Below are 20,332 nucleotides of genomic sequence, written 5' to 3' on the forward strand. Positions count from 1 at the left end.
GCGCAACATCACCGCCGACTGGGGACGGGCGGCCAAGGACTGGAAACAGGCGATGAACCAGTTCGCCATCCTGTACGCCGAGCGGTTTGAAGCGAGCCGAGGCTAGAATGACCGCCGGCTTCCCCCTACCGCATCGCCCCCTCGGCTTCAGCAGGGCCCGCGATGGCAGCGTGGAAAAGTCTCTTCACGCCTCACACACAGAAATCCTGACACTCCCCGCCCGAGCGCCAGTTCCCGTTCATTCTGCCCATATCGGGCAGGAAACTGAAGTCCATTATCGATGGCATCCGTTGTATGGGCGCCGCGTCAAGGTTCGCGACATCGAGCAGCGTGGCCGAGGCCACGTAGTTCACGTTGAATCCGACCCTTGCGTAGTCAAAGTAATTGCAGCATGGATGCTCGATCCTGCCGCGTGTTCAGCCATGAAACTGGGTGAGCCGAGGGTCACTGTGGCGGCGTTGTGCGATCTGCATCAACTGCTTGTCGATCGACATTTGCGAGGAAACTCGCCGGACGATTCCAACACCGTCCGGGAGAAACGCAATGGACAAGCCGCCCAACGTCGTTCCAGCAGGCCTGCAGTCGCCGTGGTCGGTGCCGCGACAAATGAACATGACGTTCGACCCCGTCGAACTTCAGGGGATGAGCTCGGCCCAGCGCACAAGGGCAATTACACATCTTGCGAGCCTGCTGATGCAGGCCGCCGGCGTCGTCACCGCGAAGGAGCATGACGATGACGAACATTGATCGTTTGCCAGCGCTTTTGCTCAATCGCAAGGCGGTAGTCTATGTTCGGCAGTCGACCCAGACTCAGGTCCAGATGAATCTGGAAAGCCAGCGCCGCCAATACGAACTGGTGGAAGAAGCAAAGCGTCGTGGATTCCGCGACAGAGATATAGTCAAGACTGGTGTATGACCAGATCCTGATGGAACGGCTTGATGAGGCGGCGTGCCTCTGCTGAGAATTGAGTTGTCGAGACCAAATTTTCAGCAACCACGGAGGCGCGCCTTGAAGAAGGATACGAGTGAGCAGAAGGTCACGCAATCGCAAGTGGGGGTGTCGCTGGAGGAGCTGATCCGGCGCGGCGCGCGGGATCTGATCCAGAAGGCGATCGAGGTGGAGGTGCAGCAGTTGTTGGCCGAGTACGAGAACGTGCGGATGCTGGGCGGGAGCCGAACAGTGGTGAGGAATGGCTACCTGCCGGCACGCGAGGTGCTCACGGCGGTCGGCAACGTCGAGGTGCGGGTGCCCAAGGTGCGTGACCGCTCGGGCGGCGGGGTGAAGTTCAATTCCGCCTTGGTGCCGCCGTATGTGCGCCGCTCGGCGCGGGTGTCGGCGGCGCTGCCCTGGCTGTACCTGAAGGGCATTTCGACGGGTGACATGCGCGAGGCGCTCACCGTGCTGCTCGGCGATGAGGCCAAGGGACTGTCGCCCAACGTGGTCAGCCGCCTGAAGGCCGAGTGGGCGAGCGAGTACGCCGGCTGGATGAAGCAGGATTTGTCCGGCAGCCGCTACGTCTACTGGTGGGCCGATGGCGTCCACACCAGCCTGCGCGGCGAGGACGATGCCCGCCAGTGTCTGCTGGTCGTCATCGGCGTGAGGCGCGATGGCACGAAGGAGCTGGTCACGATCGGCGACGGGTTGCGCGAATCGAAGGCATCCTGGCTCGAGTTGCTGCGCGACCTGAAGGCTCGCGGCCTCGAAGTCGGTCCGCCCCTGGCAGTAGGCGACGGGGCGCTGGGCTTCTGGGCCGCGCTCGACGAGCTCTACCCCGAAACCCGCCGGCAGCGCTGCTGGGTGCACAAGACCGCCAACGTGCTCAACGCCCTGCCCAAGAGCCTGCACGCCAGGGCGAAGGCGCAGCTTCACGAGATCTGGATGGCACCGACGCGCGAGGCCGCCGTGACCGCTTTCAATCACTTCGTGCAGAGCTACCAGGCGAAATATCCGAAGGCGGCCGACAAGCACGTCGCCGATCGCGACGCGCTGCTCGCCTTCTACGACTTCCCGGCCGAGCACTGGATTCACCTGCGCACGACCAACCCGATCGAGTCGACCTTCGCCACCGTGCGTCACCGCACCACCCGCACGAAGAACTGCGTGTCGCGCGCGAGCTTCCTGGGCCTGGCCTTCAAGCTCGTGCAGGAAGCGAGAAATCTTGGCGGGGGATTCGCGGCTTTAAGCGCATTGCCGAACTGATGGGCAGCGTCGTCTTCAAGGACGGCGAACCCGTGAAGGAGCAAGAGCAGGAACAGCAGCGGCTCGCCGCCTGATCAGCCAGGCCGGATGGGTTCATACACCAGAACTGACTTTAGCTCCCGACCTGCCCGAGCAGACCGATTGTGCCGTCGTTGTGCTTGAACGAAATCTCCGTCGTGTCGTGCAAGACCAGAACATGGTCGTCGACGAGGGAAGCGCGTTCGCGGGTCGAATGAAAAGGTCCTGACAGGATCGCTTCTTCGCTGACCCGTGGAGTCGAGAAGAAACGGTACGCCGCCTTCATGTTGGCCCAGTCCTGACAGGCAAACGAAATACTCTTGCCTGCGCCCTCGGTCAGTTGCTGGAGCAGAGTTCTAAACCGCTTACCCAGCCGCTCGTCCTTGAACTCGGAAGTCGCCACCTCGTCCTCTGCCCACGACCCCACTTCCAACTGAGCACTCGAATGGACGTCAATACCGCTGCCCCCGTATCAACTTACATCCGGCAGTGACACAAAGCTTAGGCAACGCTTTAACAACGCACTATAAGCGAAGGAATCATATGGGTAATAGAAAGGTTCGTGGAGCGCTTACATCGAAATTCGGCAGTCGGGTTCGTCGGCTCGTTGCTGAAACTGGAAAGACAAAAGCTTGGGGTCGAAGCACGAAAAGTATGAAGTTCAACAGCCCCACCGCACAGTGTTTTCACAAATTTCTCAATCAGCTGAAAACCGCTTTTCTTCCGCACTGCGCAAAGTATGGGTCTGAATTCACATTAAAAGGCAATTTTTAAGGGATGCCGATCTTCTGCGTTGCAACATCCATGGATTAAAAAAAAGATTGGCATGATCCATGCTTTTCTTGTGCAGCAGAGATAGCCACCTCGTGCCTCACGATGGATATTCGACGTCAGGAAATAGTCCCGCAAGCAGCCGAATTCCAATTGCCAAGTTTCAGCTACTTAAAGCCATGTTCATTTTATCAATTCATAAAATTATTAAAAAGGACATGTATTGCCGCACTAACTCTGCCATTTGAAACGCTTCTGCAACAAGCCTCCATCCCTAATGGGGTATAGGCAAAAAAGGCGGTAGTTATATTTCCTTAAGGAGGAAGACATGAACGACAAGCAGTCTTGTTTTAACTCCGGTTTTACGCCGCCGGTTTCGCCAAGCGGTAAGACTATTGTCGCCGTTTGCTCTGGCATGGTGATTTCAGGCGCAGCTTTCGGCATCACCCTCGATACGGGCAACCCGGACCTGTCGATGCGCTGGGACAACACCATCAAATACAATGCGAGCTGGAGGGTCGAGAAACAGGAAAGCAGCGGCCCTGCTTCGGATGCAGGCGCCCGGATCAACACCAATGACGGCGACCGCAACTTCAACCGCGGTCTGATCTCGAACCGAGTCGACCTGTTGTCCGAATTCGATCTGCGCTACAAGAACAACGTGGGGATTCGCGTCAGTGGCGCCGCTTGGTACGACCAGGTTTACAACGAAGACCACGACCGCAGCCCACGCCACGCCTGGTCGCTCAACCAGCGCTCCGCGGATTTCGATGAATTTACGACAGCGACCGAAAAGCTGCATGGCCGCAAGGCGGAGTTTCTCGATGCCTTCGTGTATGGCCGCACCGAGATCGACGGCAAGGGGCTGAACCTCAAGGCGGGGCGTTTCACCCAGCTCTACGGCGAGACGCTGTTCTTTGGCGCAAACGGCATCGCCGGCGCGCAAACGCCGCTCGATCTGGCGCGCGCGCTGTCGGTGCCGAACTCCCAGTTCAAGGAAGTCGCGCGCCCGATGGGGCAGGTGTCGGCGCAGCTGCAGCTGAGCGCCGACTTGTCGATCGGCGCCTACTACCAGTACGAATGGCGTGAGTCGCGCCTACCGGGGGCCGGGAGCTACTTCTCGTTCGCCGACTTTGCCGGCGCCGGCGGAGAATTCCTGTACGGCCCGTTCGGCCCGAACGGCACCTTGCGCCGCGCGCAGGACATGGACGCGCAGGACTCGGGCCAGGGCGGGGTACAAGTCAAGTTCCGCGCCGGCGACACCGAGTACGGGCTGTACGCTGCGCAGTTCCACGACAAGCTGCCGCAGTTCTACATCCGGCCCGGGGTCAATGCCGATCCGGCCCACGGCGTCGATGGCGACTATGCTCTTGTCTATGCGGAGAACATCCGCACGGTGGGCGCGAGCTTCGCAACGCTGCTGGGCGAGACGAACGTCTCGGGCGAACTGTCGTTTCGCGAGAACCAACCGCTAGTGGGCACCGGCAACGTCATCGTCGGGCTGGGCGGCGCGGACAACGACGACGACGCGACTTTCCCGAAAGGCCGGACGATGCACGTGAGCCTGTCGGCGATCAGCGTGCTGGCGGCCAATGCGCTGTGGGAAGGGGCTTCTTTCGTCGGCGAGTTCGCCTACAACCGGGTATTGAACGTCACCGACAACCGCGCGGCGCTCGATCCGAATGCCACGCGCGAGGCGAGCGCGCTCCAGTTCGTGTTCACGCCGGAATATTTCCAGGTCGCGCCCGGGCTCGACCTGCAGGTGCCGATCGGGGTGAGCTACGGTCTGACCGGGCGTTCATCCGTCAATGGCGTGCTGTTCCCGTCCGAAAACGGCGGCAACGTCAGCGTCGGCGTCAAGGCCGATTACCGCAAGACCTGGCAGGCCGGCCTGAACTACACCCACTACATCGGCGATTCGGGCTCGATCGTCAATCCCGCGGGCGAGTTGTCCTATGACAACTTCCACGGCGACCGCGATTTCGTGTCGCTGACGGTGCAGCGCACGTTCTGATTCATCATAAATAAACGAGGAGACGGGACATGTTCAAAAAAACTTTGCTGTGCGCATCGCTGCTGGCGCTGGTCTCGGGTGTGCACACGGCCGCGGCGGCCGTCAGCGCCGAGGACGCGGCGAAACTCAAGAGCTCGCTGACGCCGCTCGGCGGCGATAAAGCGGGCAACAAGGACGGCACGATTCCGGCGTGGACGGGCGGCCAGACCCAGCCGGTGGCCGGCGCCAAGGTGGGCGACATTCCGGTGAATCTTTTCCCGAATGAAAAGCCGCTGGTGCAGATCACCGCGGCGAACATGGCGCAGCACGCCGACAAGCTCTCCGAAGGCACGCAGGCGCTGCTGAAGAAATACCCGGATACGTTCCGTGTCGACGTTTATCCGACGCACCGCACCGCGACCGTGCCCTCGCACATCGCCGACAACACTTTCAGGAACGCGACAAACTGTAAGACGATCGCGGGCGGCGCCTCCATTGAAAACTGCTTTGGCGGCCTCCCGTTCCCCATTCCGCAGGCCGGCGTCGAAGTGGTGTGGAACTACCTGTTGCGCGTTGAAGCCGAATCGATCGAGTTCGGCTTCAAGAACATTGTCGGGTCGGCCGATGGAAATCACACGCTGGCGACGCGCAATGACAACTTCTTCCAGCATCCCTACAACTACAAGGATGGCTCGTGGGAGACGTGGACGAAGAACGGAAACGGCGAGTATTTCATGCAGCGCTTCAGCACGACCGCGCCGTCCTTCAAGGTAGGCGAATCGCTGGTGATTCGAGACAAGATCGACCCCCAGACTCCGCGTCAGGCCTGGCAGTACCTCGTCGGCCAGCGCCGCGTGCGGCGCGCACCGACGGTCGCCTACGACACGCCGGACTTCGTCGCTTCCGGGGCGAACTACTTCGACGAGGTGCAAGGCTTCTTCGGCCACCCCGACCGCTACGAGTGGAAGCTCGTCGGCAAGCGGGAAATGTACATCCCTTACAACAACAACGAACTGGTCACCGCCAAGGTCTCCGAAGCGTTCGACAAATTCCACCTGAATCCGACCAAGGTGCGCTGGGAGCTGCACCGGGTGTGGGAAGTCGAAGCGACGGTGGTGTCGGGCAAGCGCCACGCGGTGCCCAAGCGCAAGTACTACTTCGACGAAGATACCTCGCTGCTGGCATTGATGGACGGCTACGACTCGGAGGGCAAGCTGTGGCGCACTTCGCAGGTGCCGAACTTCTTCGTGCCGGCTGTTCCCGCGTTGCTCGCGAAGCAGGTGACGGTCTTCAACCTGCAGGCAGGCACGATGAGCACGGTGCAAGGCCTGAACGACGAGACGTATCGTGTCGTGCCGCGCAAGCCCGAGACCTTCTTCACCGGGGACGCGGTCGCCGCCGACGCGGCGCGCTGATCTCATCCGGCGGCCTGACAGTCGTCCACCCGTCTGGCTGACCGCAGACGGGCCTCGATTCCAGGCCGGGTTTTCGCCATTGAACAACGTTCCGCCCACACCGTGGCCCCATCGGCCTGCCCTGGAGTGGCGAAGCGCTCATGAGAGTAGGGAACATGGTTCTGAACACTGCGATACGCCCCCTGATGACTGCCACCTTTCTAAGTTTGACATGTCATCTTGCGGTGGCGGCAACGACTGGCCAGCCGGTGCCGGATCTGGTGGACCTGCCGGTCAATCGGGACGTACGCGCCACCAGCTCAGTGCAGCTGGCGGTGACGCACGCGGGCGAGCGGCTGGTGTCGGTCGGGGTGCGCGGCACGGTGCTGTTGTCCGACGACGGCGGGAACAGCTGGAGGCAGGCGAAGACGGTGCCCTCGAGCGTCGCACTGACCGCCGTCACCTTCGTCACCGACCAGCTCGGCTGGGCGGTCGGCCATAGCGGGGTCGTGCTGCATTCGCGCGACGGCGGTGAAACGTGGGTGCGCCAGCTCGACGGCCGGCAAGTGGCGCAGCGCGTCTTCGAAGAGGCCAAGGCCCTCGAAGCAGCCGGCGCTGAAGGGGCCACACGTCTGCTGCGCGATGCGCAGCGAATCGTCGAAGACGGTCCGGACAAGCCGTTGCTCGGCGTGAGCTTCGCCAACGAACGGCAGGGCTATGTGGTCGGCGCCTACGGCCTGGCGCTCGCTACCGAGGATGGCGGCCACTCCTGGCAGGCGATCCTGTCGCGGGTGCCCAACCCGCGCGGGCTGCATCTTTACACCGTCTGCGCCGACGGCGACCAGCTGCTGATTGCGGGCGAGCAAGGGGCTTTGTTCGGCTCGGTCGATGGCGGGGCTTCGTTCGCGGCGATCAAGACGCCCTATGCGGGCACGTTCTTCGGCGTGCTCGCGCTCGGCGACGAGACGCTGCTCGCGTACGGCTTGCGCGGCAACGTGTGGCGCAGCGCCGACGCGGGCGCGCGCTGGACGCCCATCGCGCTCGATCAGGACATCACGATCACCAGCGCCGTGCGGCTCAAGGACGGGTCGGTCGTGCTCGCCGACGAAAGCGGGCGGCTGCGGCGCAGCAACGACCGCGGCCGCAGCTTCACCACCTTAGAAGTGAAGGCGCCCAACGCGATCACCGCGCTCGCGCAGGCCGGCGATGGCGCGCTCGTCCTGTCCGGGGCGCGCGGTCTGAACCGCGTCGGCCTGGCTCAATTTGTCGTCGCGGAGCGTAAATGATGGCCGTCGCACATGCCCTCCCTGCCGAAGCGGTCATCGCGAACCTTGCAAATTTCGATTCGCGCTCGGGGTCGCTGGCCGAGCGCATTCTGTTCAACAACCGCCTGGTGATCGTCCTGCTGTGCCTGCTGGCGACCGTCGTGCTCGGCTACCAGGCGCTCGGGCTCAGGTTGAACGCCGCGTTCGACAAGATGATCCCGACCAGCCATCCGTACGTCGCGAACTTCCTCGACAACCGCAGCCAGCTCGCGGGCATGGGCAACAGCCTGCGCATCGCGGTGGCGACGACCGAAGCGGACATCTTCAACGCCGCGTATCTCGACACCGTCCGCAAGATGAGCGACGAGCTCTTTCTGATGCCGGGCGTCGATCGGCCCTACATGAAATCCCTGTGGGCGCCCGCGGTGCGCTGGACCGGGGTGACCGAGGAAGGGCTCGACGGCGGCCCGGTGATCCCGGACGACTACGACGGCTCGCCCGAAGCGCTCGAGCAGGTGCGCGTCAATGTCGAACGCTCGGGCGAGATCGGCCAGTTGGTGGCGGCCAACTACCGATCGAGCATCCTCTTCGTGCCGCTCCAGGACACGATCGCCGAGACCGGCGAGCGCATCGACTACCATGCGCTCTCCCAGCGCATCGAGGCGTTGCGCGCCAAATACGAGTCGGACACGATCAAGATCCACGTCACCGGCTTTGCCAAGGTGGTCGGCGACCTGATCGAGGGGCTGCAGCAGGTGATGATGTTCTTCGCCGTCGCGATCCTCATCTGCACCGCGGTGCTGTACTGGTACACGCGCTGCCTGCGCAGCACGCTCCTGGTGGTGGCCTGCTCGGTGGTGGCCGTGGTGTGGCTGCTGGGGCTGTTGCCCACGCTCGGCTACGAGCTCGACCCGTACTCGGTGCTGGTGCCTTTCCTCGTCTTCGCCATCGGCATGAGCCACGGCGCGCAGAAGATGAACGGCATCATGCAGGACATCGGGCGCGGCACGCACAGCCTGGTGGCGGCCCGCTACACTTTCCGCCGTCTGTTCCTGGCCGGGATGACGGCGCTCCTGGCCGACGCGGTCGGCTTTGCGGTGCTGATGGTCATCGACATCCAGGTCATCCAAGATCTGGCGGTCACCGCCAGCATCGGCGTGGCGGTGCTGATCTTCACCAACCTCGTGCTGCTGCCGATCCTGCTCTCCTACACCGGGGTGAGCGCGGTCGCCGCCCAGCGCAGCCTCAAGGCCGAGCTCCTCGAGGCGAGCGGCGCCCAGGCCAAGCACCCGTTCTGGGCGTTCCTCGATCTTTTCACGCAGCGCAAGTGGGCGACGATCGCGGTGCTCGCGGGGCTGGCGATGGGGGCGGCGGGCCTGGCGGCGAGCTTCCAGCTCAAGATCGGCGACACTGACCCCGGCGCGCCCGAATTGCGCCCCGACTCGCGCTACAACCGCGACAACGCCTTCATGACCGCCAACTACGCGGCGAGCAGCGACGTCTACATCGTCATGGTGCGCACGCCCCAGTACGCGTGCGGCCAGTATGACACCCTGATGGCGGTCGATGCGCTCGAGCGCGAGCTGCAGCAGCTGCCCGGGGTCGAGACGACCAGCTCGCTCGCGGGGCTCGCCAAGGCGTCGAACGCCGGCATGAACGAAGGCAGCCTCAAGTGGTTCGAGATCCCGCGCTCGCAGGAGATGCTCAACGCGATCATCACCCGCGCCCCGCGCGAGATGTTCAACCAGAACTGCGATCTTCTGACCGTGTATGCCTACCTCAAGGACCACAAGGCCGACACGCTCACGAGCGTGGTCAAGGTGGTCGAGGCGTTCGCCGCCCGCCACGACACCGACGCGGTGCGCTTTCTGAACGCCGCGGGCAACGCCGGCATCGAGGCGGCGACCAACATCGTCGTGAAGAAGGCCAACGTGCAGATGCTGCTCCTCGTCTACGCGGCGGTGATCGTGCTCGCGTTCATCACGTTCCGCTCGTGGCGCGCCGTGGTGTGCGCGGTGGTGCCGCTGATGATCACCTCGGTGCTGTGCGAGGCGTTGATGGTGTGGCTCAACATCGGCGTCAAGGTCGCGACCTTGCCGGTGATCGCGCTCGGGGTCGGCATCGGCGTCGATTACGCGCTCTACGTGATGACCGTCACGCTCGCGCGCCTCAAGGAGGGCATGAGCCTGTCGGAAGCCTATTACAAGGCGCTCACCTTCACCGGCAAGGTGGTGGTGCTCACCGGCATCACGCTGGGGCTGGCGGTCGCCACCTGGGCGTGGTCGCCGATCAAGTTCCAGGCAGACATGGGGATCCTGCTCGCCTTCATGTTCGTCTGGAACATGCTCGGCGCACTCATTCTGCTGCCCGCGCTCGGGCATTTCCTGCTGCGACCGAAAAAAACGGCGCTGGCCTGAACCCACGGAGGATCATGAAATGTACCGTCACATCCTGGTGCCGCTCGATGGTTCGGAATTGACGGGCTCGCTAGTGGCGCAGGCGGTGGAGTTTGCCCGCAGCCTCGGGGCCCGCCTCACTTTTTTCACGATGGTCGAGGATTACGGCGCGACCCAGGAGGGGGCGCTGATGCGCACGCTCTCTCCCGAAGCGTTCGAAAAGGAGTTGAAGCACCGCGCGTCGGCCGTCATTTCCGACGCCGTGGCGGCGGGCCAGGCCGCGCAGCTCGCCTGCGAAGGGGTCGTACGGATAGGCACCGACCCCTGCGAGGAGATTCTTCACGTTGCCCGGGAAAAAGCGTGCGACCTGATTTACATGGCGTCGCATGGTCGACGCGGCCTGAAGGCCCTCGCGCTCGGATCACAAACCCACAAAGTCCTGACGCACTCGCCTCTGCCGGTGTTTGTAGCCAAAGCCCACCCGTCATGTTGATCAGAACTATTTGCTTCGGTCTCCTCCGAAGACTTTCGGGGCGGTTGCAGGGCCCCTTTTTTTTACCCGCAGGACGAACACGGTTTCTGGCGCTAGCCAAATGACTCAACTACCTTCACCTTCGGTCATTTTATATTTTTCGCATCGGTACGCGAGTTGAGAACGAGTGATCCCAAGCAGGCGTGCCGCAGCGGAGTAATTGCCCTTCGACATGGAAACTGCGTTTTCGACTAAAGTTTGTTCTATTTTGTCCAGCGAGAGAGTCGTGTCATTGCCTTGAAACTGCAACAACAACTGGAACAAATCCTTCGCCTCGGAAGATTTTTCGACAACTTCGATTTTGTCATTCTTGAGCATCGCGCGCCCTGTTCCCAGAGCGATGGACAGCACATCTCGGGGGAGGGCTTCGCCGCTCGTGAATAGATTCGACAAATCGATGACCCCGCCATCATAAGCCGATATGACTCCGCGCTCGACCAGATTTTGCAGTTCCCGAATGTTCCCTGGAAACTCATAGTTGAGAAAAGCCTTGATGACTGCGGGAGAAAAACCGATCACCTGACGATTATATTTATCGCAATAAAAATTCAAGAAGTGATTCATCAGCAGCGGTATGTCATCCTTGCGCCAACGCAGCGGCGGCAATTGAATGGGAAATACGTTGAGCCGATAGAACAAATCCTCGCGGAAACTGCCCTCGCGAACAGCCTGGCGCAAGTCCACGTTGGTAGCGGCGACCACCCTCACATCGATGCGAATACAACATTCCCCCCCCACTCGCTCGATCTCTCCTTCTTGCAGAGCGCGCAGCAGCTTTCCTTGCGCAATGGGGCTCAAGGTGCCGATTTCATCCAAAAACAACGTTCCCTTGTTCGCACGCTCAAAGCGCCCGGCACGCGAGGCGTTCGCTCCGGTATAGGCCCCACGCTCAACCCCGAATAACTCCGTTTCAATCAGCGTGTCTGGAATCGCCGCACAGTTCACCGCGACAAAGGGCTGATCCGCTCGCGGACTAATGCGGTGGAGCATGTTGGCAAACATTTCCTTCCCGACCCCTGACTCCCCGGTGAATAAAACAGTCGCGTCAGTTTGCGCCACGCGCCGAAGTTGATGGCACGCAGAGTTAAAGGCAGCTGAGGCGCCAATCATGGCAGTCTGGTACGGCGCCATCGCCGAATCATTTTTCAGGTCATTTGAAAAATCCCCAGCCGTTGTCACTGCCGAAGCGCGGGAAGCCGGAGAACCGACAAAATCCTCGGCATTGAGACGGCGCATATCTTCTGCAATGTCATCCCATAAATCGGCTGATTTGACCACCAACCGGCAAACCGAATCTCCCATCGAGCGGCAACTGACCTCTCGTGCAATCACAAGCTGGCCCAACAACGTGCTCCCATGCCCCATCGCATAGCCGGTCAACATCCAGCAGGTAGCCGAAGTGCCGAGACCATAGGCGGCGATATGTTCGTCCGCCTCGATCGAGTGGTGCCACAAGTACTCACCATCGAACTGCCCTTTTTCCTGATCGAAATGGAACCGTACTGGCTCCACCCTGACCATGCCTTCGAATGAATGCAGTTGCGCTTTATACAATGCAGTCAAAGGGGCGCCTGGCCACCGCGACTGCTCTATGCGCGCATCGCGGGCGCCTGCAATATAGCCCATACGCGTAAACAACCCACGCGCCTTCTCCACCCCGAGGCTATCGATCAGCTCGCGACGCAACGCCCCGAATGCGCTGCCGTGCAGCAATATCATGCGCTGATCGCTGAGCCAGATGTACCCCTCCTCGGGCGAAAACGACAAGCACGACGTAACGTCTTCGAGTGGCAGACGGACATTTCTGCTCAATTCTTCAAAAGCCCCGAACTGTTCCACAGGAGCGCCCATTTTTTTCTCACGCTGTGTCTCCTTCACGTCTCCTCCTGTTTTTCTAAATTCCCCCATCTTTAATCATCAGCATGTTGATGATTTTATGAACTCATTTCAAGGGCCGGGAGTGGTGCACTGCAATATTTTTTTAACTTGCAGAATAGCATTCGCCATTCCTTTACCGCGCCATCGCCATGTTGTCACGCAACATTTCTCTTAAAAAACACGATTGGCACTAGTCTTGCTACATTGCACCAGGCAAACGACGTTCAAGTGCGCAGGATCATTAAAGCCAACTACCGTGCTGCTTTGGCAAGACCGGATTGACGCTCTAATCGAAAACAGCTTAATAAAACAGGGATGCTTCGATGATCAAAGAAGGCGATTTGTTATGGACCCCTAGTGCCCAGTGGGTTGAGAACGCGAACATAACGAAATTCATGAAATGGCTGCAGGATGAGCGCAACTTGAAGTTCACAAGTTATGCCGATCTGTGGCAGTGGTCGGTAACCGACCTGGATGGGTTCTGGAGCGCGCTCTGGGATTATTTCTCGATCGAATCCTCCGCGCCGATTTCGCGCGCGCTCGCCGATCGCAAGATGCCCGGCGCGCAATGGTTTCCCGGCGCAAGGCTGAACTACGCGCAGCACATTCTGCGGCAGGAGCGCGCCGGCGAAGACGCGCTGATGTATCTGAGCGAAAGCCAGCCTCTGACCGCGATGTCTTGGGAGAATCTGGCGAGCCAAGTGCGCATCCTCGCGACCCAATTGCGGCGGCTCGGCGTCAAACCCGGCGACCGGGTGGTCGCCTATATGCCCAATATCCCGCAGGCCATCGTCGCGATGCTGGCGACGACGAGCATCGGCGCGGTGTGGGCGAGTTGCTCGCCGGACTTCGGCTCCCAGGGCGTTCTCGACCGCGTCACCCAGCTCGCGCCGAAAGTGCTGTTTTGCGTCGACGGCTACCGCTACGGCGGCAAGGCTTTCGACCGCCGCGGCGAAGTGCAGGAGATTCTCGGCGGGCTCGACAGCATCGAACACGTCATACACCTGGCGTACTTGGACACGCACAACGCCGCCCCGGCGGACGCGCGGGTCCGGTCGTGGGAAACCTTGCTGGATCACCCGCCGGTACCGGCCGACGAGTTCCGGTTCGAACAGGTACCCTTCGATCATCCGCTGTGGATACTGTTCTCGTCCGGCACGACCGGCTTGCCCAAGGCCATCGTGCACAGCCATGGCGGCATCCTCCTCGAAATGCACAAGCTGCTCGCCTTCCACATGGACATTCACGCCGGCGAGCGCACCTTCTTCTTCACCACCACCGGCTGGATGATGTGGAACGTGGTCGCGAGCTCGCTGCTGGTGGGCGCCTGCCCCGTGCTCTATGACGGCAACCCGGCCTATCCGACCCCCGACGTGCTATGGAAAATGGCCCAAGATTGCGGTGCCAGTTTCTTCGGCGCCAGCCCGACCTATGTCGACATCATGGACAAGGCCGGGATCGTGCCCGGAGCCAGGTACGACCTGTCGAAACTGCGTGCGATCATGCCGGCCGGCTCGCCGGTGTCGCCCGAGTGCACCGCCTGGTTCTACGACAACGTCAAGAAGGACCTGTGGATCGCCACCGGCAGCGGCGGTACCGACTGCTGCACCGGCTTCGTCGGCGGCGTGCCGATCCTGCCCGTCTATGCCGGCGAGATTCAGGCGCCGTCGCTCGGCGTCGCCGCGGCGGCGTTCAACGAGCGCGGCGAACCCGTCGTCGATGAAGTCGGGGAGCTGGTGATCACCGAGCCTTTGCCGTCGATGCCGATCGGCTTCTGGAACGACCCCGGGCATGTGCGCTACCGGGAAGCCTATTTCGAGGAATTCCCGGGCGTGTGGCGCCACGGCGATTTCTTCCGCATCAATGGGCGCGGGGGCTGCTTCGTGCTCGGTCGCTCGGACGCAACGCTGAACCGCCAAGGCGTGCGCATCGGCACCGCGGAGATCTATCGCGCCCTGGCCACGCTCGACGGGGTCGAGGATGCGCTGATCGTGAATCTCGACTTGCCGCACAACCAGTTTTTCATGCCGCTGTTCGTGAAATTGTCGGCCGGCGCACACCTGGACGCGGATCTGGAAAAGCGGATTAACACCCTTCTGCGCAAGGAATACACCCCGCGCCACGTGCCGGACAGGATCATCGAAGTCTCTTGCATCCCCGCAACCCTCACGGGCAAGAAAATGGAAGTGCCGGTGCGCAAGATCCTGATGGGCCTTCCGGTCGAAAAAGCGGTCAATCGAAACACCATGGGCAACCCCCAGGCGCTCGATTTTTTCATTCATTACGCGAAGACCCAGCAGGACTATTCGCTGGGCTGACAGCGCACGGCAGCCATAAGATCCGGAGACAATCATGACCGACAAGCCCAAACCCAAGGTGCTTTTCATCGCCACGCGGGACACCAAGGAACAGGAAGCGAAATACATCAGGGAATGCCTGGAAGGGGCGGGGGTAGAGGTCTATCACCTGGACCCCAGCGTCCGCCGCACGCTGGACGAACAGGCGGAGATCGGACCCGAAGAAATCGCCGCCGCTGCGGACATGACGATGCCGGCAATCCGCGCGCTCAAGCACGAAGGCTTGTGTCTGGAAGTGATGACCAGGGGAACGCTCAAGTGCGCCCACGAGCTGCACCGTGAGGTAGGTCTGAGCGGAATCCTCGGCCTCGGCGGCTCGATGGGGACGGCGCTTGCGACCAGGATCATGCAGACCTTTCCCTATGGGCTGCCCAAAGTCATGATTTCCACGATGGCCTCGGGGATGACTCGCCCGTTCGTCGGCGCCAAGGACATCGTGATGGTGAACCCGGTGTGCGACATATCGGGGCTCAACTCGATCACCCGCAGCGCCTTCCGTAATGGCGCGCTCGCGGCCGCGGCGATGGCCCACGACTACCAGTCGGTGGAAACCGGAAACAAGCCACTGGTCACCATCTCGACGCTCGGTACCACGGAGAAATGCAGCGCGCGCGTGCGGCAGTCGCTGGAGCAGCAAGGGTTCGAGGTCATGGTTTTTCACACCCTCGGAACCGGCGGTGCGGCAATGGAGCAGATCATCCGCGAGCGCGACGTCGCGGTGGTCATCGACCTTTCGCTGATCGAGGTCAGCGAATACCTCCACGGCGGCTTGTGCGCGACCGGCCCCGAGCGCGGCAAGGCCGCGCTGGAGAAAGGCGTGCCGACCATTTTCGCCCCCGGCAACCTCGATTTCCTCGTTGCCGGACCGCTGGCCGAAGCCAAAGTGCGATTCCCCGGCAAGCGTTATCACGAGCATAACTCGGCCCTCACCGCGGTCCGCGCCGAAGCCCAGGAATTCCGCAACGATGCCGGGCACATGGCAGCCCTAATCGAGGACGCCAAGGGGCCAGTCAGCTTCTTCGTGCCGCTGCAAGGTTTTTCGAACCACGACAGCCCCGATGGCCATCTCCACGATCTGTCGCTGCCGCCGGTGTTCGCTGCGCACCTGAAGCAGAAGATGCGGGCCGACGTGCCGGTGGTCGAGTTACCCCTGCATATCAACGACGAAAAATTCGCCGACGCTTTGGTCGAGCAGGCCATCGCCTATTCCCGCATTCGCAGTGAGGCTGCCAGCAAATGAAACTGACCAACGAAGATGTGAACGAGATTCTGCAGCTGCTGGATGCGGGACCTTTCGACGAACTGAACCTGCAGACCTTGCGCTTCAAGTTGCAATTGCGGCGCGGCGGCGACGGCACGTGGACGCAGGAAGCGCAGATCCTCTCCGCGCCCAATCTGCTGTCGCCAGCCACCGCGGCCGCGGTGCCGGCCGCTGCCGCGGCCTCGCCGGCGCAACATTCGACGCAGGCCGAAGCGGAGCACCTCGTGCCGGTGCGCACGCCCTTGCTGGGGACCTTCTATCGCGCGCCCAAGCCGGGCGCCCCAGCCTTCGTCGAAGTGGGCAGCCGCGTCGAGAAGGACACGCTCGTCGGCATCGTCGAAACGATGAAGTTGATGAACTCGATTTACGCCGAAACGGCCGGAAAGGTCGTCGAAATCTGCGCGCAGGATGCGGCCACCGTCGAGCACGACGCGGTGCTGATGCGCATCGAGCCGGAGGGCGCATGACCATCCGCCGCATTCTCATCGCCAACCGCGGCGAGATCGCGGTGCGCATCGTGCGCACCTGCCAGCGCCTCGGGATCGAAACCGTCCTCGCCGCCTCCGAGGCCGATCTCGACTCGCTGGCGGCGCGCCTGGCCGACCGGACGATCTGCATCGGCCCGGCGAAGTCGTCCGCGAGCTACCTCGACGTCGACGCTGTCGTCGGCGCCGCGTGTGCGGCGAAAGCCGATGCGATCCATCCCGGATATGGTTTCCTGTCCGAGAACCAGCGCCTCGCCCAGGCCTGCGCGGGAGCGGGGATCGTTTTCATAGGCCCGACCGCGGCGCAGCTCGATGCCGTTGGCGACAAGCTCAAGGCGCGCAGCCACGCGCTGGCCGCCGGGCTCCCGGTGGTCCCCGGCGGCGAAGTCGACAGCATCGATGAAGCGCGTACGGTCGCTGAAAAAACGGGCTGGCCCGTCCTGATCAAGGCCGTCAGCGGCGGCGGCGGCCGCGGCATGAAGCTCGTGCATGAACCGGACAAGCTCGCGGCAACGATCGAACTGGCAATGGCCGAAGCTCACGCTTCGTTCGGCGACCCCCGGGTCTACCTGGAGCGCTATGTCGCATCCGGCCGCCACGTCGAAGTGCAGGTGCTGGGCGATGGCGAGAACGTGATCCATCTGGGCACGCGCGACTGCTCGATCCAGCGCCGCTACCAGAAGTTGGTCGAGGAAGCCCCGGCTCCGAACCTGCGCGACGGGCTGCGAACCGCGATGCACGAGGCCGCCGTCACTTTCGCGAAGCATCTCGAATACCGCGGGCTGGGCACCGTCGAACTGCTAGTCGACTGCGAGCGCGACACCTTCTACTTCCTCGAAATGAACGCGCGCATCCAGGTCGAGCATCCGGTAACCGAAGCGATCTGCGGGCTCGACCTGGTCGCCGAACAAATCGCGGTCGCCGAAGGAAAACCGCTGCGCTTCACGCAGGACGACGTGCACCTCGCCGGGCATGCAATCGAGTGCCGCATCAACGCCGAAGACTGGACGCAGGACTTTCGCCCCAGCCCCGGCACGGTGAGCCACGCGGTGTTTCCGCTCGGCGAAGGCGTGCGCATCGATACGCACATCCAGACCGGCGCACGCGTCCCGCCGTTCTACGACTCCCTTCTCGCCAAGCTGATCGTCCAGGGCGCCGACCGCACCCACGCCCTCGATCGCCTGCGCCATGCGCTGGCGCAGTGCGAGATTACCGGCGTGAGCACTAACCTTCCGATGCACATTGAGCTGATGGCCCAGGAGGAGTTTGCCCGCGGCGGCGTGAATACCGCTTATTTCCCGTGGTTCCTGGAAAACCGGGCGACCGCATTGCGCGACCCGTGCGTCGCGAAAGGACGCTGACATGGCCCATCTCCAGCTCATCGACACCTCGATCCGCGACGGCAACCAGAGCCTGTGGGGGGCGACCGGGCTCAACACGCCGCAAATCCTGTCGATCGCCCCGATCCTCGACCGGGTCGGTTTCCGTGCCATCAATTACGCCTCGAGCACGCACATGGGGATGGCGATCAAGACCCACCGCGAAGATCCGTGGGAGCGCATCCGCCTGACCCACGCGGCGATGCCCAACACCCCGCTGGAATTCATCGGCACCGGGCTGCGCTTCATCTCCTGGGAGAGTCAGCACCCCGAGTTCATGCAGCTCGTGTATGACCGGCTCGTCATCAACGGCATTTCGCGCTTCATCGTCATGGACCCGATGAACGATGCGCAGGCCATGCTCGAATCGGCGCAGATGATGCGCAAGGCCGGCGGCAGCGAGATCATCGCGGCCCTGACCTACACCATCAGCGTCGTACACGACGATGCTTACTACGCGAACTTCGCCGCGCAACTGACCCGCTCGCCCGACATCGACCGCCTCTACATCAAGGACCCGGCCGGCATCCTGACGCCCGAGCGGGCGCGCACGCTGATCCCGGCGATCCAGGCGCAACTGGGCGGCAAGGCGCTGGAACTGCATTCGCACTGCAACATCGGGCTGGCGCCGATCACCTACATGACTGCCGCCGAGTTGGGCATCGATGTGCTGCAGGTCGGCTGCGGCGCATTGAGCAGCGGCACGGCGCTGCCGAACGCGCAGCGCGTCGTCGCCAACCTGCGCGAACTGGGCCACACGGTGGACGTCGACGACCGTGCGCTGGCCCTGGTGTCGGACTACTTCACCCGTATCGCCGCCGCCGAGAACCTGCCGGTGGGCATGCCCCAGGAGTTCGATGCCGCCTTCCTGCGCCACCAGGCCGCGGGCGGCTACATCTCGACCACCCGGCGCCAGCTCGCGGAGTTGAAGCTCGAACATCGCTTCGACGAGGTCATGGAAGAGCTGAGCCGGGTGCGCGCCGAACTGGGCTATCCGATCATGGTCACGCCCTTCCCGCAGATGCTCGGCTCGCAGGCCTTCTACAACGTGATCGGCAACGAACGCTACGCCAACGTCTCGGACCAGGTGATCCGCTACGTCCTCGGCAATTTCGGCCGCCCGACCGGCGTCATCGACCCCCAGGTGAAGGACCGCATCCTGGCCCGCCCGCGCGCGAAGGAGCTGATGAACGAGCCGCCGCCGCCGACCCTGGCGGAAATGCGCCGCCAGTTCCCGTCCGGCATTTCCGACGAAGAGTTCCTGCTGCGCGCGACGATGCCGGCGGAGCAGGTCGAGGCGATGCTCGCCGCCGGCCCCGCGCGCCGGCACTACAACCCGGACGTGCAACCGGTGCTGAAGCTGCTGCGCGAGTTGCAAACCCGCCCGGGCGTCTCCGACATCGTGATCGACAAGCCGAATTTCCACCTCGAACTGCACGGCAACGGCAGCAAGGAGAACGCCCATGCGTGACGACAGCGTCGCTTTTGCCGGACAGAACATCCCCGAAACCACTCTCGCGCGCCTCGGCCGCACCCGCGGTTTCGTCTTCGACATGGACGGCACCTTGCTGCTCGGCAACGAGCGCAACCACGACCTTCGGCCGCTGCGCGGCGCGCTCGAAATCACGCACTGGCTGAGCGAGCAGGGCCTTCCGTTCGCGATCTTCACCAACGGCACCACGCGCTCGCCCGAGGAATATGCCGCGACGCTGCGCAAGCTCGGCTTCGCTTTGGCCGACGCGGCGATGATGACGCCGGCGAGCAGCGCGGTGGATCTGTTCGTCCAGCGCGGCTACCGGCGCGTGCTGGTGCTCGGCGGCGACGGCCTGGCGATGCCGCTGCGCAAGGCGGGGATCGAAGTCGTCGCTCCGGTGGGCAGACCCGAGGCCGATGCCGTGCTGATCGGCTGGTATCGCGAATTCACGATGAACAACCTCGAAGCCGCCTGCTACGCGGTGTGGGGCGGCGCCGAGGCCTTCAGCTCGTCACAGGCGCTGTTTTTCGCCACCGCGGCGGGCAAGACGCTGGGCACGTCCCGGGCCATTTCCGCGATGCTCAAGGATGTCACCGGCTGCCGGGTGCAGATCGTGGGCAAGCCTTCGCTCCACGCCCTGAGCGCTGCAGCCCGCCGCCTCGGGGTGCGTGCCAAGGACCTGGCGGTGGTCGGCGACGATCCCGAACTGGAAGTGCCGATGGCGCACCGCGGGCGCGCATTGGCGATCGCGGTCAATACCGGGCTGGGCGATGCAAACTCGTTTTCACATTTGCCGCCGGCGCGATGGCCGCACTTGACGGTGCACGGCGTCGATGAGCTGCTGAGACTGCTGCAAGGCCAGACGCTCTAGACCCCGCCTTCCCTTTCCCGGACAAACCGACATTCGGATCCAGCGATCCACGCAACGG

General features: G+C 62.6%; 15 protein-coding genes and 1 pseudogene. 14 read left to right on the top strand and 2 right to left on the bottom strand.

Translation table 11 applies throughout. The features are described from left to right. The first annotated feature begins 543 nt into the window (after nt 1-543). The 3 genes and pseudogenes from ROZ37_RS15420 to ROZ37_RS15430 all read left to right on the top strand — a co-directional run bounded on the left by ROZ37_RS15420 (nt 544) and on the right by ROZ37_RS15430 (nt 2,274). A complete protein-coding gene (locus ROZ37_RS15420; protein WP_053419347.1) occupies nt 544-747 on the top strand; it encodes a hypothetical protein in 204 nt (67 codons plus the stop codon). Further along, nucleotides 734-916 carry a hypothetical protein gene (locus ROZ37_RS15425; protein WP_201454526.1) on the top strand — a complete coding sequence of 61 codons (183 nt, stop codon included), beginning with the start codon at nt 734-736 and terminating at the stop codon, nt 914-916. Before ROZ37_RS15420 ends, ROZ37_RS15425 begins: the two co-directional genes overlap by 14 nt. Nucleotides 917-1,009: 93 nt before the next feature. Further along, nucleotides 1,010-2,274 (top strand): annotated as a pseudogene (locus tag ROZ37_RS15430) (IS256 family transposase). A gap of 38 nt (nt 2,275-2,312) precedes the next feature. Here ROZ37_RS15430 and ROZ37_RS15435 read toward each other — a convergent pair. Next, nucleotides 2,313-2,645, bottom strand: a complete 333-nt coding sequence (locus ROZ37_RS15435) for a transposase DNA-binding-containing protein (protein ID WP_312660814.1) — start codon at nt 2,643-2,645, stop codon at nt 2,313-2,315. Nucleotides 2,646-3,317: 672 nt separating this feature from the next. Between ROZ37_RS15435 and ROZ37_RS15440 the strand changes: the two genes are divergently transcribed. The 5 genes from ROZ37_RS15440 (at nt 3,318) to ROZ37_RS15460 (ending at nt 10,530) form a co-directional block, all read left to right on the top strand. After that, the gene (locus ROZ37_RS15440) at nt 3,318-5,003 is read left to right on the top strand and encodes a DUF1302 domain-containing protein (protein ID WP_312660607.1); all 1,686 of its coding nucleotides are present in this window, start codon (nt 3,318-3,320) and stop codon (nt 5,001-5,003) included. 29 nt (nt 5,004-5,032) lie between these two features. Beyond that, nucleotides 5,033-6,397: a DUF1329 domain-containing protein gene (locus ROZ37_RS15445; RefSeq protein ID WP_312660609.1), complete on the top strand. Its 1,365-nt coding sequence runs from the start codon at nt 5,033-5,035 to the stop codon at nt 6,395-6,397. 155 nt (nt 6,398-6,552) lie between these two features. Beyond that, entirely contained in the window at nt 6,553-7,662 is a 1,110-nt protein-coding gene (locus ROZ37_RS15450; protein ID WP_312660611.1) for a YCF48-related protein, read from the top strand. Further along, complete coding sequence (locus tag ROZ37_RS15455) at nt 7,662-10,058, top strand: MMPL family transporter (RefSeq protein ID WP_312660816.1); 2,397 nt, start codon at nt 7,662-7,664, stop codon at nt 10,056-10,058. The genes ROZ37_RS15450 and ROZ37_RS15455 overlap by 1 nt, the downstream gene beginning before the upstream one ends. A 19-nt stretch (nt 10,059-10,077) precedes the next feature. Beyond that, entirely contained in the window at nt 10,078-10,530 is a 453-nt protein-coding gene (locus ROZ37_RS15460; protein WP_312660613.1) for a universal stress protein, read from the top strand. 105 nt (nt 10,531-10,635) lie between these two features. Here ROZ37_RS15460 and ROZ37_RS15465 read toward each other — a convergent pair whose 3' ends face one another. After that, nucleotides 10,636-12,447 (bottom strand): sigma 54-interacting transcriptional regulator, encoded by a 1,812-nt coding sequence (locus tag ROZ37_RS15465; RefSeq protein WP_312660615.1) that lies wholly within the window; start codon nt 12,445-12,447, stop codon nt 10,636-10,638. Nucleotides 12,448-12,770: 323 nt separating this feature from the next. On the opposite strand from ROZ37_RS15465, the gene ROZ37_RS15470 reads away from it, so the two are divergent. Genes ROZ37_RS15470 through ROZ37_RS15495 form a run of 6 tightly spaced genes read left to right on the top strand, consistent with a single transcriptional unit; the run spans nt 12,771 to nt 20,274 of the window. Further along, the gene (locus tag ROZ37_RS15470) at nt 12,771-14,765 is read left to right on the top strand and encodes an acetoacetate--CoA ligase (RefSeq protein WP_312660617.1); all 1,995 of its coding nucleotides are present in this window, start codon (nt 12,771-12,773) and stop codon (nt 14,763-14,765) included. A gap of 34 nt (nt 14,766-14,799) precedes the next feature. Beyond that, nucleotides 14,800-16,044: a Tm-1-like ATP-binding domain-containing protein gene (locus ROZ37_RS15475; RefSeq protein ID WP_312660619.1), complete on the top strand. Its 1,245-nt coding sequence runs from the start codon at nt 14,800-14,802 to the stop codon at nt 16,042-16,044. Further along, nucleotides 16,041-16,532 (top strand): acetyl-CoA carboxylase biotin carboxyl carrier protein, encoded by a 492-nt coding sequence (gene accB, locus ROZ37_RS15480; protein ID WP_312660621.1) that lies wholly within the window; start codon nt 16,041-16,043, stop codon nt 16,530-16,532. The genes ROZ37_RS15475 and accB overlap by 4 nt, the downstream gene beginning before the upstream one ends. Next, the gene (locus tag ROZ37_RS15485; RefSeq protein ID WP_312660623.1) at nt 16,529-17,911 is read left to right on the top strand and encodes an acetyl-CoA carboxylase biotin carboxylase subunit; all 1,383 of its coding nucleotides are present in this window, start codon (nt 16,529-16,531) and stop codon (nt 17,909-17,911) included. The genes accB and ROZ37_RS15485 overlap by 4 nt, the downstream gene beginning before the upstream one ends. Nucleotide 17,912: 1 nt before the next feature. Further along, complete coding sequence (locus tag ROZ37_RS15490; protein ID WP_312660627.1) at nt 17,913-19,400, top strand: biotin carboxyl carrier protein; 1,488 nt, start codon at nt 17,913-17,915, stop codon at nt 19,398-19,400. Then, a complete protein-coding gene (locus tag ROZ37_RS15495) occupies nt 19,393-20,274 on the top strand; it encodes an HAD-IIA family hydrolase (protein ID WP_409449968.1) in 882 nt (293 codons plus the stop codon). Before ROZ37_RS15490 ends, ROZ37_RS15495 begins: the two co-directional genes overlap by 8 nt. Nucleotides 20,275-20,332: the final 58 nt, after the last annotated feature.

Source organism: Aromatoleum sp., from assembly GCF_032027225.1.
GTDB lineage: Bacteria > Pseudomonadota > Gammaproteobacteria > Burkholderiales > Rhodocyclaceae > Aromatoleum.